Raw genomic sequence first — 14,152 nt, 5'->3', positions numbered from 1 at the left:
AATTACCCATTTAGTAAGGGATAAATATTCCTGTAAAAATAACTTTTTAATTTCAATTCGTTTAAAATTAATAATTTGAAGAATACATGGTTGGGTCGTAAAAAAAATTTTCAGGCAGATATTGATTGTGGGTGATAAAAGGATTAAATCATTTAATATCAGGAATGGTGATTACAAATTGTATAAAAGCAAGTAGATACAGTTGATACTATTTATACAATTCGTAAATTCATATTATTTAAATTTTAATTGTATACGTGAAGTTACATCTACTGAATAGAAATAGTAAATCGAACAAGTCACTGACCATCAACCACGAAGTTCAGCCTAACTTTTTACGCATTTGGCATTACCACCCAGAAATCGAGCTAGTCCTTATTTTGAAAAGTACGGGGACCCGATTTATCGGAGATAATATTGAACGATTTTCGACGGGTGATTTAGTTTTGATCGGTAAGAACATTCCACATATGTGGCTCAATGACGATGTTTATTTTGAGGAAAAGACAGCTTTGAGAGCTGAAGCAATATCTGTACATTTTAAAAAAGAATTTCTTGGTGAAGGTTTCTTTCAAGTGCCTGAAATGGCCAAAATATCACAACTGTTGGATAGAGCGGACCGTGGCATAAAATTTAAAGAAGTAGGTAGTGATTTAATTTGTAAAATAAAGAATTTGAATACGTTAATAGCATCTGATCAAATAATAGCATTATTAGATGTGCTTTCTTCTCTAGCCGCTCATGAAAGCTATGAATTTGTGTCAAGCCTAGGTTTTTTGGATTCCTTTCATAAAACCGAAAATAAAAGATTGGATCAAATCTATGAATATATTTTTGAGAATTTCAATTCTCCAATAAGCGCAGGTGATGTTGCCCAAATCATAGGAATGAACAAATCTGCATTTAGTAGGTATTTTAAGAAAGTACATCGAAAATCCTTCACGAAATATTTAAATGAAATGCGGGTAGGATATGCGTGTAAACTTTTATTGGATAATCAAGAAAGTATCACGGGAATTGCTTTTTTATCGGGGTTTAACAATATATCGAATTTTAATAGGCAGTTCAAACTTATAAAAGGAACTACACCCACCGAATATTTTTCCAGTTATAAGTAATAGAAACTCAATTTTAAAATAAGCAAAAAAAGTATACATTTTGGTTTATTTTTTATTTGTCGTCATAGCCTTTTCAATCTACATTTAGTAATTAAAAATATGGCGAATGAATGATGGAATATTTATAGAAGATGTTTTGGTAAAGGATATTCGTTTCCCCACTAGTACATCTCTTGATGGCTCCGATGCAATGAACCCAGATCCAGATTATTCTGCAGCTTACGTTATCCTGAAAACAAACAGGAAAGATTTAGAAGGGCATGGTCTTACGTTCACCATTGGTCGAGGTAACGAAATTTGTGCTCATGCGATAGAGGCACTATCTTATCTTTTAAAAGGGAAATCCCTGAACGGTTTCGTACAAAATATGGGAGCCTTTTGGAAAATGATAACCGGTGACAGTCAATTACGTTGGTTAGGTCCTGAGAAAGGGGTTATCCATTTAGCAACAGGTGCTTTGGTAAATGCCGTATGGGATCTGTACGCAAAAGCGGAACAAAAACCGCTATGGAAGTTAATTGCAGATATGTCTCCAGAAGAACTTGTAAGTTGTATCGATTTCACCTATATCACAGATGCGATCCATCCTGCTGAAGCATTGGCTTTGTTAAAGGAAAAGGAATCGACCAAAAAGGAGCGCACCGCTTACCTTATGGACAATGGATACCCGGCGTACACTACGTCTGCGGGCTGGTTGGGGTATTCAGATGATAAGATGCGAAGTTTATGTAGGGAGGCGAAAATCCACGGGTTTAAGCATATGAAGATGAAGGTGGGTGCTGACTTGAACGACGATATGCGTAGGGCTTCCATTATTAGGGAAGAAATTGGTGATGATCTGAAGTTGATGATGGATGCCAACCAAAAATGGGATGTTGACGAGGCCATAGAAAATATGGCACAATTGAAAAAGTACGATCCATGGTGGATCGAAGAACCTACGAGTCCCGATGATATTTTAGGACACGCCAAGATTTCCCGTGCGGTACATCCTATAAAAGTGGCAACGGGAGAACATTGTCAAAATCGGGTTATCTTTAAACAGTTGATGCAGGCCAGTGCCATAGATGTATGTCAAATTGATAGTTGCAGGGTAGGAGGGGTCAATGAAATTTTGGCTATTTTACTGATGGCGGCTAAATTCAATATCCCTGTATGTCCCCATGCTGGCGGCGTCGGTCTATGTGAATATGTGCAACATCTATCCATGATCGATTTTGTTGCCATTAGTGGTACGATGGAAGATAGGACCATTGAATATGTAGATCATTTACACGAGCATTTCATTGATCCGGTCAAGGTGGTGAATGGGGCATATGTTGCACCTCAAATGCCAGGATATAGTATAACGATGAAGGAGGCTTCTATGGATAGATATAGTTATCCAAACGGTTCTTATTGGGCATCCGAACATAAAAAAAATATTTATGAAGTTTAGTTTAAAAAATAAAATAGCGGTAATTACAGGTGGTGGCAGCGGCATAGGAAAAGCCATTTCAAAAACCTTGGCAGAACAAGGCGCACAAGTTCATATTTTGGAACTGAACGTTGACAATGCAGAGCTTACGAAAAAGGAAATTTCAGATAGTGGTGGGGTGGCATTTGTATACCAATGTGACGTTACCGATCAGACACATGTTAAAACTGTTATAACATCGATACAAGAAAAGAAGGCTATTGATATTTTGATCAATAATGCAGGAATAGCCCATGTCGGGAATGTCGAAAAGACGACCGAAGATGATTTGGATAGAATCTATCGTGTGAATGTAAAAGGAGTGTACAATTGTATTTTCAGTGTAATTCCGTTCATGAAAAAGAAGGGCGGTGTCATCATCAACATGGCTTCTGTTGCCTCAACCGTGGGCGTATCCGATAGGTTTGCTTATTCAATGTCCAAAGGGGCTGTGCTTACCATGACCTATTCTATTGCCAAAGACTATGTAACGGAAGGAATTCGTTGTAATTGTATTTCACCGGCTAGGGTTCATACCCCTTTTGTAGACGGTTTTATAAAGAATAATTACCCGGGTGAAGAGGAGCAAATGTTTGAGAAACTGTCAAAAACCCAACCTATTGGCCGTATGGGGCTGCCAGAGGAGGTGGCCAATTTAGCACTTTATTTATGTTCGGACGAAGCATCTTTTATCACGGGGACCGATTTTCCTATTGACGGAGGATTTATTAAATTGAACGGATAACGAAATCAGTTCTTAAATAAAACAATAGAACTTTATAAAAAGAAGGAATGAAACTTATACGATTTGGAGCAGTAGGAAATGAAAAACCCGGAGTGGAATTAGAAAACGGAGATCGATTGAATGTCTCCGGATTTGGGGAAGATTACACGGAGCAATTTTTTGAAACTAATGGTATTGACCGACTAAATAAATGGTTAAAGGATCATCAAGGAGAATGTGACGCTGTAGCCCAAACGGAGCGTTTGGGTTCTCCCATTTGTAGACCGTCTAAAATTGTTTGTGTAGGTTTGAATTACGCCAAACATGCTGAGGAGAGTGGTATGTCCATACCTAAGGAGCCTGTTTTGTTCTTTAAGTCGACCACGTCGATAATTGGCCCGAACGACACGGTAATATTGCCAAAAAACAGTACAAAATCCGACTGGGAAGTTGAATTGGCTATCGTGATCGGGAAGAAAACTTCTTATGTTTCCAAGGAAGAAGCAATGGGTTATATTGCAGGATATGTTTTACATAACGATATTAGTGAACGCGCCTTTCAACTGGAACGTGAAGGTCAATGGGTCAAAGGAAAAAGTTGTGATACTTTTGCACCTTTAGGTCCGTTCATGGCGACCAAGGAAGAAATCAAGGACCCGAATAATTTGAAGCTTTGGTTGAAACTAAACGGAAAAATGATGCAGAACAGTTCAACATCCGATTTTGTTTTTAATGTGCAAGAAGTGGTTAGTTATATCAGTCAATTTATGACCTTGTTGCCCGGCGATGTTATTTCTACAGGAACACCTTTTGGGGTAGGATTGGGATTAAAACCTCCTGTATATTTAAAAGAGGGAGATGAAATGGAATTAGGTATTGAAGGTCTAGGGGTTTCAAAACAAAATGTAGTAAATTATAAGGGATAATGGTCATCGACAGTCATCAACATTTTTGGATCTATCACCCTAAACATCAAGAGTGGATAACGGATGATATGTCATTGATTCAAAACGATTTTTTGCCGACTGACTTAGAATCTTTGTTAAGTACTAATGGTGTGGATGGATGTATTGCCGTTCAGGCAGATCAGTCGTATGAAGAGACTGACTTTTTGATTCATCTCGCTGATCAACATTCTTTTATCAAGGGGGTGGTAGGATGGGTAGATTTGTGTAGTGAAGATATAGATGAAACCCTAAAAGAGTATGCTAAAAACTATCATTTCAAAGGAGTTAGACATGTACTTCAAGCAGAGCAAGATTCTTTTTTTTCAAATGAAAAATTCAAGAACGGTATAGGTCGATTAGCCAAGTATGGTTTAACGTACGATATCTTGATTTATCATCATCAATTAAATCAAGCTATAGAATTAGTAAGTCAATTTCCTAACCAAAAGTTTGTTTTAGATCATATTGGGAAGCCTAATATCAATAAGTCTGAAATCGAGACCTGGTCTGAAAATATTGGAACATTGTCGAAGTTTCCGAATGTGTATGTAAAAGTTTCAGGCTTGGTTACAGAAGCTGATTGGAAAAATTGGGAGTATCATGAAATGGTTCCCTACCTCGATATCATATTCGAGGCATTTGGGGTAAATCGTATTATGTTTGGATCAGATTGGCCGGTTTGTCTACTGGCATCCGACTATAGCACTGTAAAAGGTATTGTGCAGGACTATATTGAGCGTTTCGATGTTGAGCAACAAAAAATGATTATGGGTTCTACAGCTTTAGATTTTTATGGTATTACTAATAAAATCTAAAATTTCTTATACCTTAGGCCGCAAAAGAATTTAGTCGTTTTAATAAGTATGGATTTATTTCTAAAGGATAAAGTTATTATCGTTACCGGAGGATCTTCGGGCATAGGTAAGGGTATAAGCCTTGCCTTGGCCGAGGAAGGTGCAATTCCCTTTATTGTGGGTAAAGATAAGGATAGTGTTGATGCGGCATTTACAGAAATAAAGGGCTTAGGTTTTAAAGTAGGTAAGGCCTATGCCGAATTAATGGATGCTATCGACTGCAAGAAGGCCATTGATAAAGCGATTGAAGATTTTGGAAAAATAAATGGGTTGGTGAATAACGCTGGGGTCAACGATTCTGTAGGTTTGGAAAAGGGTTCTGTAGAACAGTTCAACTTATCCCTGAATAAAAACCTGACCCACTACTACCAGATGGCAAAATTGGTTTTGCCAGAGCTAAAAAAGTCAAAGGGATCCATTGTTAATATAGGTTCTAAAACATCGTTTATGGGGCAGGGGGGCACCTCTGGATATGCTGCCGCCAATGGTGGTCGCAATGCATTGACCCGCGAATGGGCTGTAGAACTTTTGCCGTATTCGATTAGGGTGAATGCAGTTATCGTTGCAGAATGTTATACGCCCCTTTATGAATGGTGGCTGAAGTCTTTTGACAATCCTGAAGAAAAGTTAAAGGGAATTTTAAGTAAAATACCTTTAGAAAACAGAATGACTACGGCAAAGGAAATTGCAAATATGGTGCTGTTCTTATTATCCTCTAGGTCTAGCCATACCACTGGTCAATTGGTTTTTGTGGATGGAGGTTATACCCATTTAGATAGATCTTTATAAAATACCATATATGAACAAGAGAGAGATTACACCCATCGTTTCAAAAAAAGTAATTGTCCCTTTTGTTTTAATTACCTCTTTGTTTGCATTATGGGGTTTTGCCAATGATATTACCAATCCAATGGTTTCAGCGTTTAAAAAAGTGTTGGAGTTGGATAACTTTCAAGCTTCTTTGGTACAATTTGCTTTTTATGGAGGGTATTTTACTATGGCCTTACCAGCAGCCATTTTCGTGAATCGGTTTTCCTATAAAAAGGGAATTATTTTAGGACTTTCATTGTATGCTCTTGGGGCTATCCTTTTTTACCCTGCAGCAGCATATGAGGAATTTTCGTTTTTCTTGGCCGCCTTGTATATTTTAACCTTTGGCTTGGCATTTCTGGAAACCACCGCGAATCCCTATATATTGTCCATGGGTTCTGAGAAAACCGCTACCCAGCGCCTTAATTTAGCACAGGCATTTAATCCTGTTGGTGCATTGCTCGGTTTATTGGTTGCCCAGAAATTCATACTAGCCTCACTACGATCCGATGATACCCTTGCCGACGGTACCCCTGTTTATGCTACCCTGCCAGAAAGTGCCAAAACAGCTGTGCGTACAGCTGACTTGGCGGTTATTAGGGATCCTTATGTTATTTTAGGTCTTGTAGTACTGATCTTTCTTTTGGTCATAGCAGTAATGAAAATGCCAAAGAATCAGGATCAGGAAAATAAAGTAGCTATCGGTAATTCCATAAAAAGATTATTTAAGTCCGGAAAATTTGTTGGAGGAGTGATAGCCCAGGCTTTTTATGTAGGAGCACAGATCATGTGTTGGACGTATTTGTATCAATATGCGGAATCCTTTGGTATTTCCAATACGACAGCGGTCAATTTTGGGATTTCTGCACTCGTTCTATTTTTGATAGGGAGGGCGACGGGCACTATTCTTTTAAAATTCGTTGACTCAGGAAAGTTGTTGAATTTTTTTGCTATAGGAGCCTCTATATGCACCTTAATAACCATATTCGTTCCAGGAATGATAGGTTTGATAGCACTTGTCGCTATTTCCTTTTTCATGTCGATCATGTTCCCAACTATTTATGGAATAGCTTTGGAAGGACAAGGTGAAGATGCCAAGTTTGGAGCCGCCTTTTTGGTAATGGCCATTGTTGGGGGTGCTTTAATGCCCACTTTACAAGGTATTCTTTTGGATTTGGGAGGTGATGGGTATACCGATTTAATCATTTTAGGGGTACCTGAGGTGAATTTTTCATTTATACTACCGCTTACCTGCTTTATTGTTGTTGCTATATATGGTCATTATGTTTTTAAGTACTACCCTAATAAATAGCGATGTCGAAGAAAACTAGATACAGCTTCGCGTGCGACCTAAAAAACGATGAACGATCGATCGCTGCTTACAAAGCCTATCATAAAGAAGTTTGGCCAGAAATTTTAAAAAGTATAAAAGACGCCGGTATTATTGATATGGAAATTTACCTTCATGCAAATCGTCTTTTTATGATTATGGAGGTGAATGAAGATTTCGATATGGATAGGAAAGCACAGTCAGACGCTGAGAACCCTAAAGTACAGGAATGGGAAGAATTAATGTGGGGCTATCAACAGGCGTTACCGTCGGCCGAGAAAGGTCAAAAATGGGTGGTTATGGAGCGTATTTTTAAACTTTAGGATATACTATATAAAGAGCAAATTTTCAGTTGAATTTTTATCCGCTAATCATATATCTTCGTAGTGACCATCTTATTGTATAGCTTATATTTTGCCGACCTATTAAAAGTAAAATTTTTAAAGGACTGTAGCCGAAGTAAGCTAATTTAGCTATGAAGAATATCTTAAACGACTCTCGTCCAAAAAATAAAAGAGGTATCGGTAAAATTTTAAGTTTATTGTTTAATAGAAATCTCTTCTTAATACGATTCGGACAGAAAGACTAAATCTTGGTCTTCCATGGCTCCGATTACTAATTTGATATAATCAGTCATTGCCTTATCTATATTTTTCGGATCGTTGATATCAATAATACCTCTCCAGATCATTGCCCGTTCTTTTCCTTCACAAATGCAGTACAAGGTAGTTTCTGCATGATAAACCGTAAAATCATTATAATAATTTTCATCATAGTAGATGCCTTGATTTTCCAAGTAATCATCATTAAAACGCATTTGATGATCATCCCAACGGGAAATGGCTTTTACAAAATTTTCCCTATCCTCAGAACCGGTAATTTTTGTAAGTAGTATGGCGTCAAAATCTTTATCCAAAAGACTTTGTTCTACAAGATCCAATTCTGTTTCGGTTTTTTTTGAATTTGTGAGCGAAACGTCAAATATGTCAATGCTACGCCAAGCCTCTATTTTTCTCTTCGTAAATTCTTCTAAGAGTTGACTTTCGAAATCTTCACGCACATTTTGGTTTTGAGCCATACCCACCAAGAGAACTTTGTTGGCATAGAACAAAACTATATCAGGATTTTTCCAATTCTCAACCAACCTAATAGAAGAGCAGCCCATTAAAAGAATGCAAGAGGCTAGTAGTATTTTTTTCATGGGAATTCTTTATCGATTAAAATTTCAAGATAAGGGTAAGATAATTGAATGACTATGACAATGGTCAGTCTATCAATGAACTATTGTAAATGTCGTTGTGAATTAAAGTCTTAGGGTTGCTCATAACGTTCTTTGTTAATATCAATACTACATCCTAAGGTATTCTTTTGGTATCACTGGGGAATCACTAAAAACGGAAGGCTTACATGAAAACCTATTTTTTTAATTACGGGCTCAATGAAAAGGCGCTCAAAAAAGGTATGCTTATTCTGCACCATAACCAGTAAATTTATTTTTTTTTTGAGCTGAAAGGCATTTACGGCAGCGATTATTTCATTGCTTGCAACATCATGTAATAGGACGTTTTCGCCCAAAAGTTGTACCAGTTTTTTCTTATATTTTCGTTGGATGGGACTGAGCTCATAACCAGTAGAAATATGCATTACATTTATTTCGGATAAGTGCTTATTTACGATTTTTAAAAGTATGGATAACTTTTTTTTATCAAAATCAACTTCATAATCCGTTGGAAAAAGAACCTGTTTCGGTACTTCGTACTTAAAGCCGGATGGAACTGCAAGCACGGGACATTTTGCATTTTTTATGACGTGTACAGTATTGGTGCCGAATAGAATTTCAGTAGCCCCTGTAGCCCCCTGGGTACCCATAATAACCAAATCGATCCGCTCTGCTTCCACTGTCCGAGTGACTTCACTCGTTAGGGAGTTTAGTGCGGAATGGGTCGTAAACGTGTGCTTCGTATTGTTGAATGCTTTTTCCAGTTGTTTTTTTAAATCTTCCAGATTATTCATGGAATTTTCTTGAACGATATCTCCTAGTCCGATTTGAGCGGGACTTCCCATTAGGTATTCCGTGTGGTAAACGGGCGGCATGTAGGTGTTTAAAAGATAAAACGAACAGTTCATATCCTTGAACAAATTGAGGGCGTAATGTATTGAGGATAGCGAATTTTTGGAGAAGTCCGTAGGGAGTAAAATACGTGTCATAGTGCTGATTTTATTCTATGAAGTTAAGAAGGGTTTACCTCATAAACCATGATATTCATCAGGTCTCATTCATGAATGATCAAAAAAGGTATTTTTGTGTGATAACTAATTTTTTCAACAGTGGGCCTAAAGAGTATACGCTCTAAAAAATTGAGGTTTTTGGCTACCATGACTAACATATCCGAATCCCTACTTTCCGTAAAACCTTGAATGGCCTCATCTATTTTTTTTCCGGTAATCACATGGAATGAAGGTTTGAGACTATTGAAATAATCAATTAGAAAGGCCTTGTTTTTCAACTGCAGTGTACTCATTTCCTCATTTTTTAGGGACACAAAAAGGAATTGTAAGTTAGATTTTTTCATCAATAGAATTTCCTTTAGCGTTTCTAAAACCTTAGATCCGTATTTTAATTGAAAATCAGAAGGAAAGCCTACCTCTTTTATGGTGTTGTAGGTCGCTTGTTCGGGTACGGCCAATACCGCACAAGGCACCTTGGTGATGACGTTGCCAGTGTTGCTTCCAATTGAAACGGTCTTTAGACCTGTAGAACCCTTGGTGCCCATTATAATGAGCTCAATTTCTTTTGTTTGAACTACCTTTCTTAAATGGTCGGTTAAAAAGCCATAAAGGGCGAATGTCCTAAATTCATGTTTCGGGTTTAAGGGTAGATGCGCTATGGCTTCCAATAATTTTTCGAGCTTTTCTTTACTGTCTTTTAGGATGTTTTTCTCAAGGATTTCAGAAGATATGAACATGGCCGTTTCTCCGCTTGAACTTGTGTGCGTTGAATTGACATGAACGATATGAAAAATACAATGGGTCTTTTTGAAAAATGAAAGACCATAGCATAGTGCGTTCCAAGCATTATCTGAGAAATCTGTGGGAATCAAAATATTTTTCATCAAGATTTTTTCTAGTATCCTTTAAAAGTATCTGGGGATGACAGAAAAACCTATGATTAATATCATGGTACTACATTTTAGATTCGCAGAACTAATACTCTAACTTATGCAGGAAAGGGCTTTCAGGTCTTTTATTTTTATGTTTCTACCCTCAATATCGATTAGCCCTTCCTTTTTAAGACCTGATAGGGTACGGATCAAACTTTCAGTAGCAATACCCGCAACACTGGCAAGGTCGTTTCGCGATATTTTGATAGGATCATTCGGGTTTTTATTCATCAGTTGTACAAACTGTAATAGGGTTTGCGCCGTTTTCTTACGTACAGAACTATAGGCCATTTGTAAAAGTTGATGTTTTATGTTGGCGATATTATCTGAAAGAAGTTCCATTAACTCTAACGATACGGAAGGGTTATCTTGTAGAACCTTAGTTAACTCCTCTTTTGCCACCATCGCCAGCTCTACCGTTTCTAACGCCGTAGCAGATTCTTGGTAGGGTTCATTATCTATAAATGATGTAAAGCCTAAGAAATCATCTTCATTGTACAAGGCGGTTGTCAGCTCTTTTCCATCCTCGTCCATGGTATGACATTTTATGGCACCTTTCAGCACCAAAAACACCCCGCTAGACCTTGCACCCTGTTCATAGATATGTTGACCTTGTTCAAATTTTAAAATGGTTCCATGGTCGTCAAAATAATTTTTAAGTTGATTAAGATCGTTTATTTCATTGATTTTCTCGTTAGATAGGGCTGCTGTTGTGGCCTGTTTCAAGAGTTTTGATTTTGCCAGTCTACTTTCTACTGCACTTATCAAATCTTCTTCTTCAAAAGGCTTTGTAAGGTAATCGTCTGCACCTAGGTTCATGCCCTTACGAACGGATTTATGCCCGGTAATAGCAGAAAGAAATATAAAAGGTATCTGTTTTGTTCTCTCAGTAGATGATAAATTTTGCAGTACACCATAACCATCGACCTCGGGCATCATAATGTCACAAATGATAAGGTCGGGTAGTTTTTCAGTGGCTATTTGAATGCCCTTTTTTCCATTAATAGCAGTAAGCACTTTATAGCCGCCAAGTTCTAAAAGCTCTGCCGTATTTTCTCGTAATGCTCTATCATCCTCAATTAATAATATGGTTTTCATGACGTTGTAGGTTTCATTTCACTAGGTATATGAATGATGAAGGTAGACCCAATATGTTCTTTACTCTCAAAAGAAAGTTTTGCGCCTAAATTCTCTAAATGTTGTTTGGCAATATTAAGACCGATGCCGGTGCCTTGGTTGAGTAAGGCATTTTCTGCCCTAAAATAGCGATCAAAAATGTATTTCTGTTGGTTTTCAGGAATTCCAATACCTTCATCGATTACTGCAATGGTCATAAAATCTTTTTCCTTTTTATAGATAATTTTAATCAAAGAATCTTCAGGGGAGTATTTTATGGAATTGTGCAACAGATTGGATAAAGCTAGGCTCAAAGTCTTCTCATCAAATACGAGGACCACATCGTCTATGTTATCAGGATATTGAATGTGTTGATTCGGTTTTAAGAGCATATTCGCATTATAGACAACTTCGTTGACAACCTTACTTAGTGGAAATTCAGCTATGTCGTAATTTACCTTACCAGAATCTAAGCGTTCAACAGAAAGAAAATCGTTGAGAATAGTATCTAACTGGTGCACCTTTGCCTTAATGGTCCTAATATGTTTGTTCCGTTTCTCTTGTTGTTCGGTCTCGTTGTATTTTGAGAGTAGGGTAACCGAACTAAGTATGGTACTGAGTGGGGTCTTGAATTCATGCGATACCAGTGAAAGAAAGCGGGTCTTAAGTTCATTCAGTTCCTTTTCTTTGACCAAGGCTTCTGTTAATTGCTTTGTGCGTTCTTGAACGGTATCTTCTAATTTCTTGGTGTAACTTTTTCGTTCCGTAATATCCGTCACAAGGGCCATCACATAGGTGCCACCATATAATTCAAATGGATTTAGACCTGCCTCGACCGGAAACTCTTCTCCATTTTTGCGCAGGCCGTTAAGATCACGCCCTTTTCCCATTTGTCTTTTTTCGGTTTTTGCTATGAACGAAGAAACATGGTGGCGATGGTTTGCGTGATATCTTGCTGGAATAATGGTTTCCAAAGGTTTCCCTATAAGCTCATCCTTTTCATAACCGAACAGTTCATCGGTCGAAGAGTTGGTCGCCACTATTTTTTGATCGCTATTTACGACAATGATACCTTCAGAAATACCTTCTGACAAAAGATTGAAAATATTACTGTCTTTTTGGAAAACTCTCATGCTACAATGTAATCTTTAACGTATACTTATCATAAAAAAATAAGGATTATAAAGTTACTTTTTCAACAATGAAATTTAAAATCATAAACATAGAAAACTCATTATAATTAGAAATAGCACTTTAGAAGAATATACAAAAGTAATTTTTAGCGTGGCACGTAGCGATGGCTCGGTTCATCCGCATGCGGCTGATCGGTTAAGATTATATATGCGCAATTATGGGTCTAAAATGGATAATAGTTAAGACCTTTCTAAATCAGCTACAGTGGTTCGTACAGAAGCAGCATGAGATTCCAATTTTAGGATAGGGAGATAATTCAGGGAAATGTTTTAATGAATTCATTGTATTATATATAATGAATAGTACCATTTTTACCCTCGGCATGAAAACATTATTGTGGATGCGGCAAATGCAATGATGAAATCCTAGGCAGTGATGGTGGAATAAGCCGGAAACCGTTGAGCTATGTTACAATTGAAATTCCGTTCATTCAATTCTTTTTTGTAACAAAAAATGACTCTAAGGCACTGACAAATATCATAGTATTATAAAGTTATCATATCTAAATTGGTGGTACACAAAGCCCTATATTGGCTCCAAGCTTTTGACGGATGGATTAGTAGCTGTTCAAATTGCGGAAAATGGATGGCAAATCAAAAAATTAAAATAAAATCACAACTATGAAACGATTGAACGGAAAAGTAGCACTTATTACTGGTGGTACTGGTGGCATTGGTCTTGCTACGGCAAAATTGTTTTTGGCAGAAGGCGCAAAGGTGATGTTGGTCGATAACGACGGCATGGCAATTGAGAAAGCACGCACTTCCTTAGACCATGAAAATGTTTCTTTTTGCATCGCAGATGTATCGAAAACCGAAGACACTATCCGCTTTTTGAACCATACCTTGCAAACCTTTGGTAAAATCGACATCTTTTTTGCCAATGCGGGTATCGAAGGGGTATCAAAACCCATTACCGATTATCCGGAGGATGTTTTTGACAAAGTATTGGCTGTTAACCTAAAAGGGGTTTGGTTGGGGTGCAAGTACATCACACCAAAAATGGTAAGTGGGGGAAGTGTTATAATTACCTCTTCTGTAGCGGGACTAAAAGGATATGCTGGTTTAGGGGCCTATGTGGCCACCAAGCATGCGATAGTAGGCATTATGAAAGTAGCTGCATTAGAAAACGCATCTCGAATGATACGCGTGAATACCTTGCATCCGGGCCCCGTCGATAATGATATGATGCGTAGAATCGAATCGGGAATGTCCCCAGAAAACCCTGTAGAAGTACTGAAAGGGTTTGAGGCCGCCGTACCATTTGGTCGTTATGCAACTTCAGACGAAGTTGGACAAATGGCCTTATTTTTGGCATCCGATGATAGTAAATACATTACAGGATGCACACATGTTGTTGATGGAGGTATGTTGAACGCATAATTATTCTTCTCCGCAATAAACCTATTCAATTCTGTTTTCTTGGTCATTTTCCATATGACC

At 37.7% G+C, this 14,152-nt stretch carries 14 protein-coding genes; 9 read left to right on the top strand and 5 right to left on the bottom strand.

The annotated features are described in order from the left end of the window. The first annotated feature begins 257 nt into the window (after positions 1-257). The 8 genes from ACNR9Q_RS14830 to ACNR9Q_RS14795 all read left to right on the top strand — a co-directional run bounded on the left by ACNR9Q_RS14830 (position 258) and on the right by ACNR9Q_RS14795 (position 7,562). A complete protein-coding gene (locus ACNR9Q_RS14830) occupies positions 258-1,118 on the top strand; it encodes an AraC family transcriptional regulator (RefSeq protein WP_419212009.1) in 861 nt (286 codons plus the stop codon). 106 nt (positions 1,119-1,224) lie between these two features. Further along, the gene (locus ACNR9Q_RS14825) at positions 1,225-2,556 is read left to right on the top strand and encodes an L-fuconate dehydratase (RefSeq protein WP_419212008.1); all 1,332 of its coding nucleotides are present in this window, start codon (positions 1,225-1,227) and stop codon (positions 2,554-2,556) included. Then, positions 2,546-3,319, top strand: coding sequence for an SDR family NAD(P)-dependent oxidoreductase (locus ACNR9Q_RS14820; protein WP_419212007.1), 774 nt, complete (start codon positions 2,546-2,548; stop codon positions 3,317-3,319). The genes ACNR9Q_RS14825 and ACNR9Q_RS14820 overlap by 11 nt, the downstream gene beginning before the upstream one ends. A gap of 47 nt (positions 3,320-3,366) precedes the next feature. After that, positions 3,367-4,224 (top strand): fumarylacetoacetate hydrolase family protein, encoded by an 858-nt coding sequence (locus tag ACNR9Q_RS14815; RefSeq protein WP_419212006.1) that lies wholly within the window; start codon positions 3,367-3,369, stop codon positions 4,222-4,224. Then, entirely contained in the window at positions 4,224-5,060 is an 837-nt protein-coding gene (locus ACNR9Q_RS14810; protein WP_419212005.1) for an amidohydrolase family protein, read from the top strand. The genes ACNR9Q_RS14815 and ACNR9Q_RS14810 overlap by 1 nt, the downstream gene beginning before the upstream one ends. Positions 5,061-5,108: 48 nt before the next feature. Continuing rightward, complete coding sequence (locus ACNR9Q_RS14805; RefSeq protein WP_419212004.1) at positions 5,109-5,888, top strand: SDR family oxidoreductase; 780 nt, start codon at positions 5,109-5,111, stop codon at positions 5,886-5,888. A 10-nt stretch (positions 5,889-5,898) separates the two neighbouring features. Beyond that, positions 5,899-7,221 (top strand): L-fucose:H+ symporter permease, encoded by a 1,323-nt coding sequence (gene fucP / locus ACNR9Q_RS14800; protein ID WP_419212003.1) that lies wholly within the window; start codon positions 5,899-5,901, stop codon positions 7,219-7,221. A gap of 2 nt (positions 7,222-7,223) precedes the next feature. Beyond that, a complete protein-coding gene (locus ACNR9Q_RS14795) occupies positions 7,224-7,562 on the top strand; it encodes an L-rhamnose mutarotase (protein ID WP_419212002.1) in 339 nt (112 codons plus the stop codon). Between the two features lie 239 nt (positions 7,563-7,801). Here the strand turns inward: ACNR9Q_RS14795 and ACNR9Q_RS14790 are convergent, their stop codons facing one another. The 5 genes from ACNR9Q_RS14790 to ACNR9Q_RS14770 form a co-directional block, all read right to left on the bottom strand. Then, positions 7,802-8,440, bottom strand: coding sequence for a hypothetical protein (locus ACNR9Q_RS14790; RefSeq protein ID WP_419212000.1), 639 nt, complete (start codon positions 8,438-8,440; stop codon positions 7,802-7,804). A 173-nt stretch (positions 8,441-8,613) separates the two neighbouring features. Further along, on the bottom strand, positions 8,614-9,447 hold the full coding sequence (locus tag ACNR9Q_RS14785; protein ID WP_419211999.1) for a universal stress protein: 834 nt from the start codon (positions 9,445-9,447) through the stop codon (positions 8,614-8,616). A 65-nt stretch (positions 9,448-9,512) separates the two neighbouring features. Continuing rightward, complete coding sequence (locus ACNR9Q_RS14780) at positions 9,513-10,352, bottom strand: universal stress protein (protein ID WP_419211998.1); 840 nt, start codon at positions 10,350-10,352, stop codon at positions 9,513-9,515. A gap of 99 nt (positions 10,353-10,451) precedes the next feature. Next, a complete protein-coding gene (locus ACNR9Q_RS14775) occupies positions 10,452-11,498 on the bottom strand; it encodes a response regulator (RefSeq protein ID WP_419211996.1) in 1,047 nt (348 codons plus the stop codon). Continuing rightward, positions 11,495-12,649 carry a PAS domain-containing sensor histidine kinase gene (locus ACNR9Q_RS14770; protein WP_419211995.1) on the bottom strand — a complete coding sequence of 385 codons (1,155 nt, stop codon included), beginning with the start codon at positions 12,647-12,649 and terminating at the stop codon, positions 11,495-11,497. The genes ACNR9Q_RS14775 and ACNR9Q_RS14770 overlap by 4 nt, the downstream gene beginning before the upstream one ends. Positions 12,650-13,330: 681 nt before the next feature. On the opposite strand from ACNR9Q_RS14770, the gene ACNR9Q_RS14765 reads away from it, so the two are divergent. Next, a complete protein-coding gene (locus ACNR9Q_RS14765) occupies positions 13,331-14,092 on the top strand; it encodes an SDR family NAD(P)-dependent oxidoreductase (protein ID WP_419211994.1) in 762 nt (253 codons plus the stop codon). Positions 14,093-14,152 lie beyond the last annotated feature (60 nt).

The sequence above is a fragment of the Maribacter sp. X9 genome (genome assembly GCF_048537565.1).
Classification (GTDB): Bacteria; Bacteroidota; Bacteroidia; order Flavobacteriales; family Flavobacteriaceae; genus Maribacter.
Note: the sequence above shows the minus strand (reverse complement) of the source record. Positions and strands in the feature narration are given on the sequence as shown.

What these genes read in the sequence shown, in the direction of transcription:
- ACNR9Q_RS14825 (WP_419212008.1), top strand. Translation starts at nt 1,225, where the DNA reads ATGAATGATGGAATATTTATAGAAGATGTTTTGGTAAAGGATATTCGT.
- ACNR9Q_RS14820 (WP_419212007.1), top strand. Translation starts at nt 2,546, where the DNA reads ATGAAGTTTAGTTTAAAAAATAAAATAGCGGTAATTACAGGTGGTGGC.
- ACNR9Q_RS14815 (WP_419212006.1), top strand. Translation starts at nt 3,367, where the DNA reads ATGAAACTTATACGATTTGGAGCAGTAGGAAATGAAAAACCCGGAGTG.
- ACNR9Q_RS14810 (WP_419212005.1), top strand. Translation starts at nt 4,224, where the DNA reads ATGGTCATCGACAGTCATCAACATTTTTGGATCTATCACCCTAAACAT.
- ACNR9Q_RS14805 (WP_419212004.1), top strand. Translation starts at nt 5,109, where the DNA reads ATGGATTTATTTCTAAAGGATAAAGTTATTATCGTTACCGGAGGATCT.
- fucP (WP_419212003.1), top strand. Translation starts at nt 5,899, where the DNA reads ATGAACAAGAGAGAGATTACACCCATCGTTTCAAAAAAAGTAATTGTC.
- ACNR9Q_RS14795 (WP_419212002.1), top strand. Translation starts at nt 7,224, where the DNA reads ATGTCGAAGAAAACTAGATACAGCTTCGCGTGCGACCTAAAAAACGAT.
- ACNR9Q_RS14790 (WP_419212000.1), bottom strand. Translation starts at nt 8,440, where the DNA reads ATGAAAAAAATACTACTAGCCTCTTGCATTCTTTTAATGGGCTGCTCT.
- ACNR9Q_RS14785 (WP_419211999.1), bottom strand. Translation starts at nt 9,447, where the DNA reads ATGACACGTATTTTACTCCCTACGGACTTCTCCAAAAATTCGCTATCC.
- ACNR9Q_RS14780 (WP_419211998.1), bottom strand. Translation starts at nt 10,352, where the DNA reads ATGAAAAATATTTTGATTCCCACAGATTTCTCAGATAATGCTTGGAAC.
- ACNR9Q_RS14775 (WP_419211996.1), bottom strand. Translation starts at nt 11,498, where the DNA reads ATGAAAACCATATTATTAATTGAGGATGATAGAGCATTACGAGAAAAT.
- ACNR9Q_RS14770 (WP_419211995.1), bottom strand. Translation starts at nt 12,649, where the DNA reads ATGAGAGTTTTCCAAAAAGACAGTAATATTTTCAATCTTTTGTCAGAA.
- ACNR9Q_RS14765 (WP_419211994.1), top strand. Translation starts at nt 13,331, where the DNA reads ATGAAACGATTGAACGGAAAAGTAGCACTTATTACTGGTGGTACTGGT.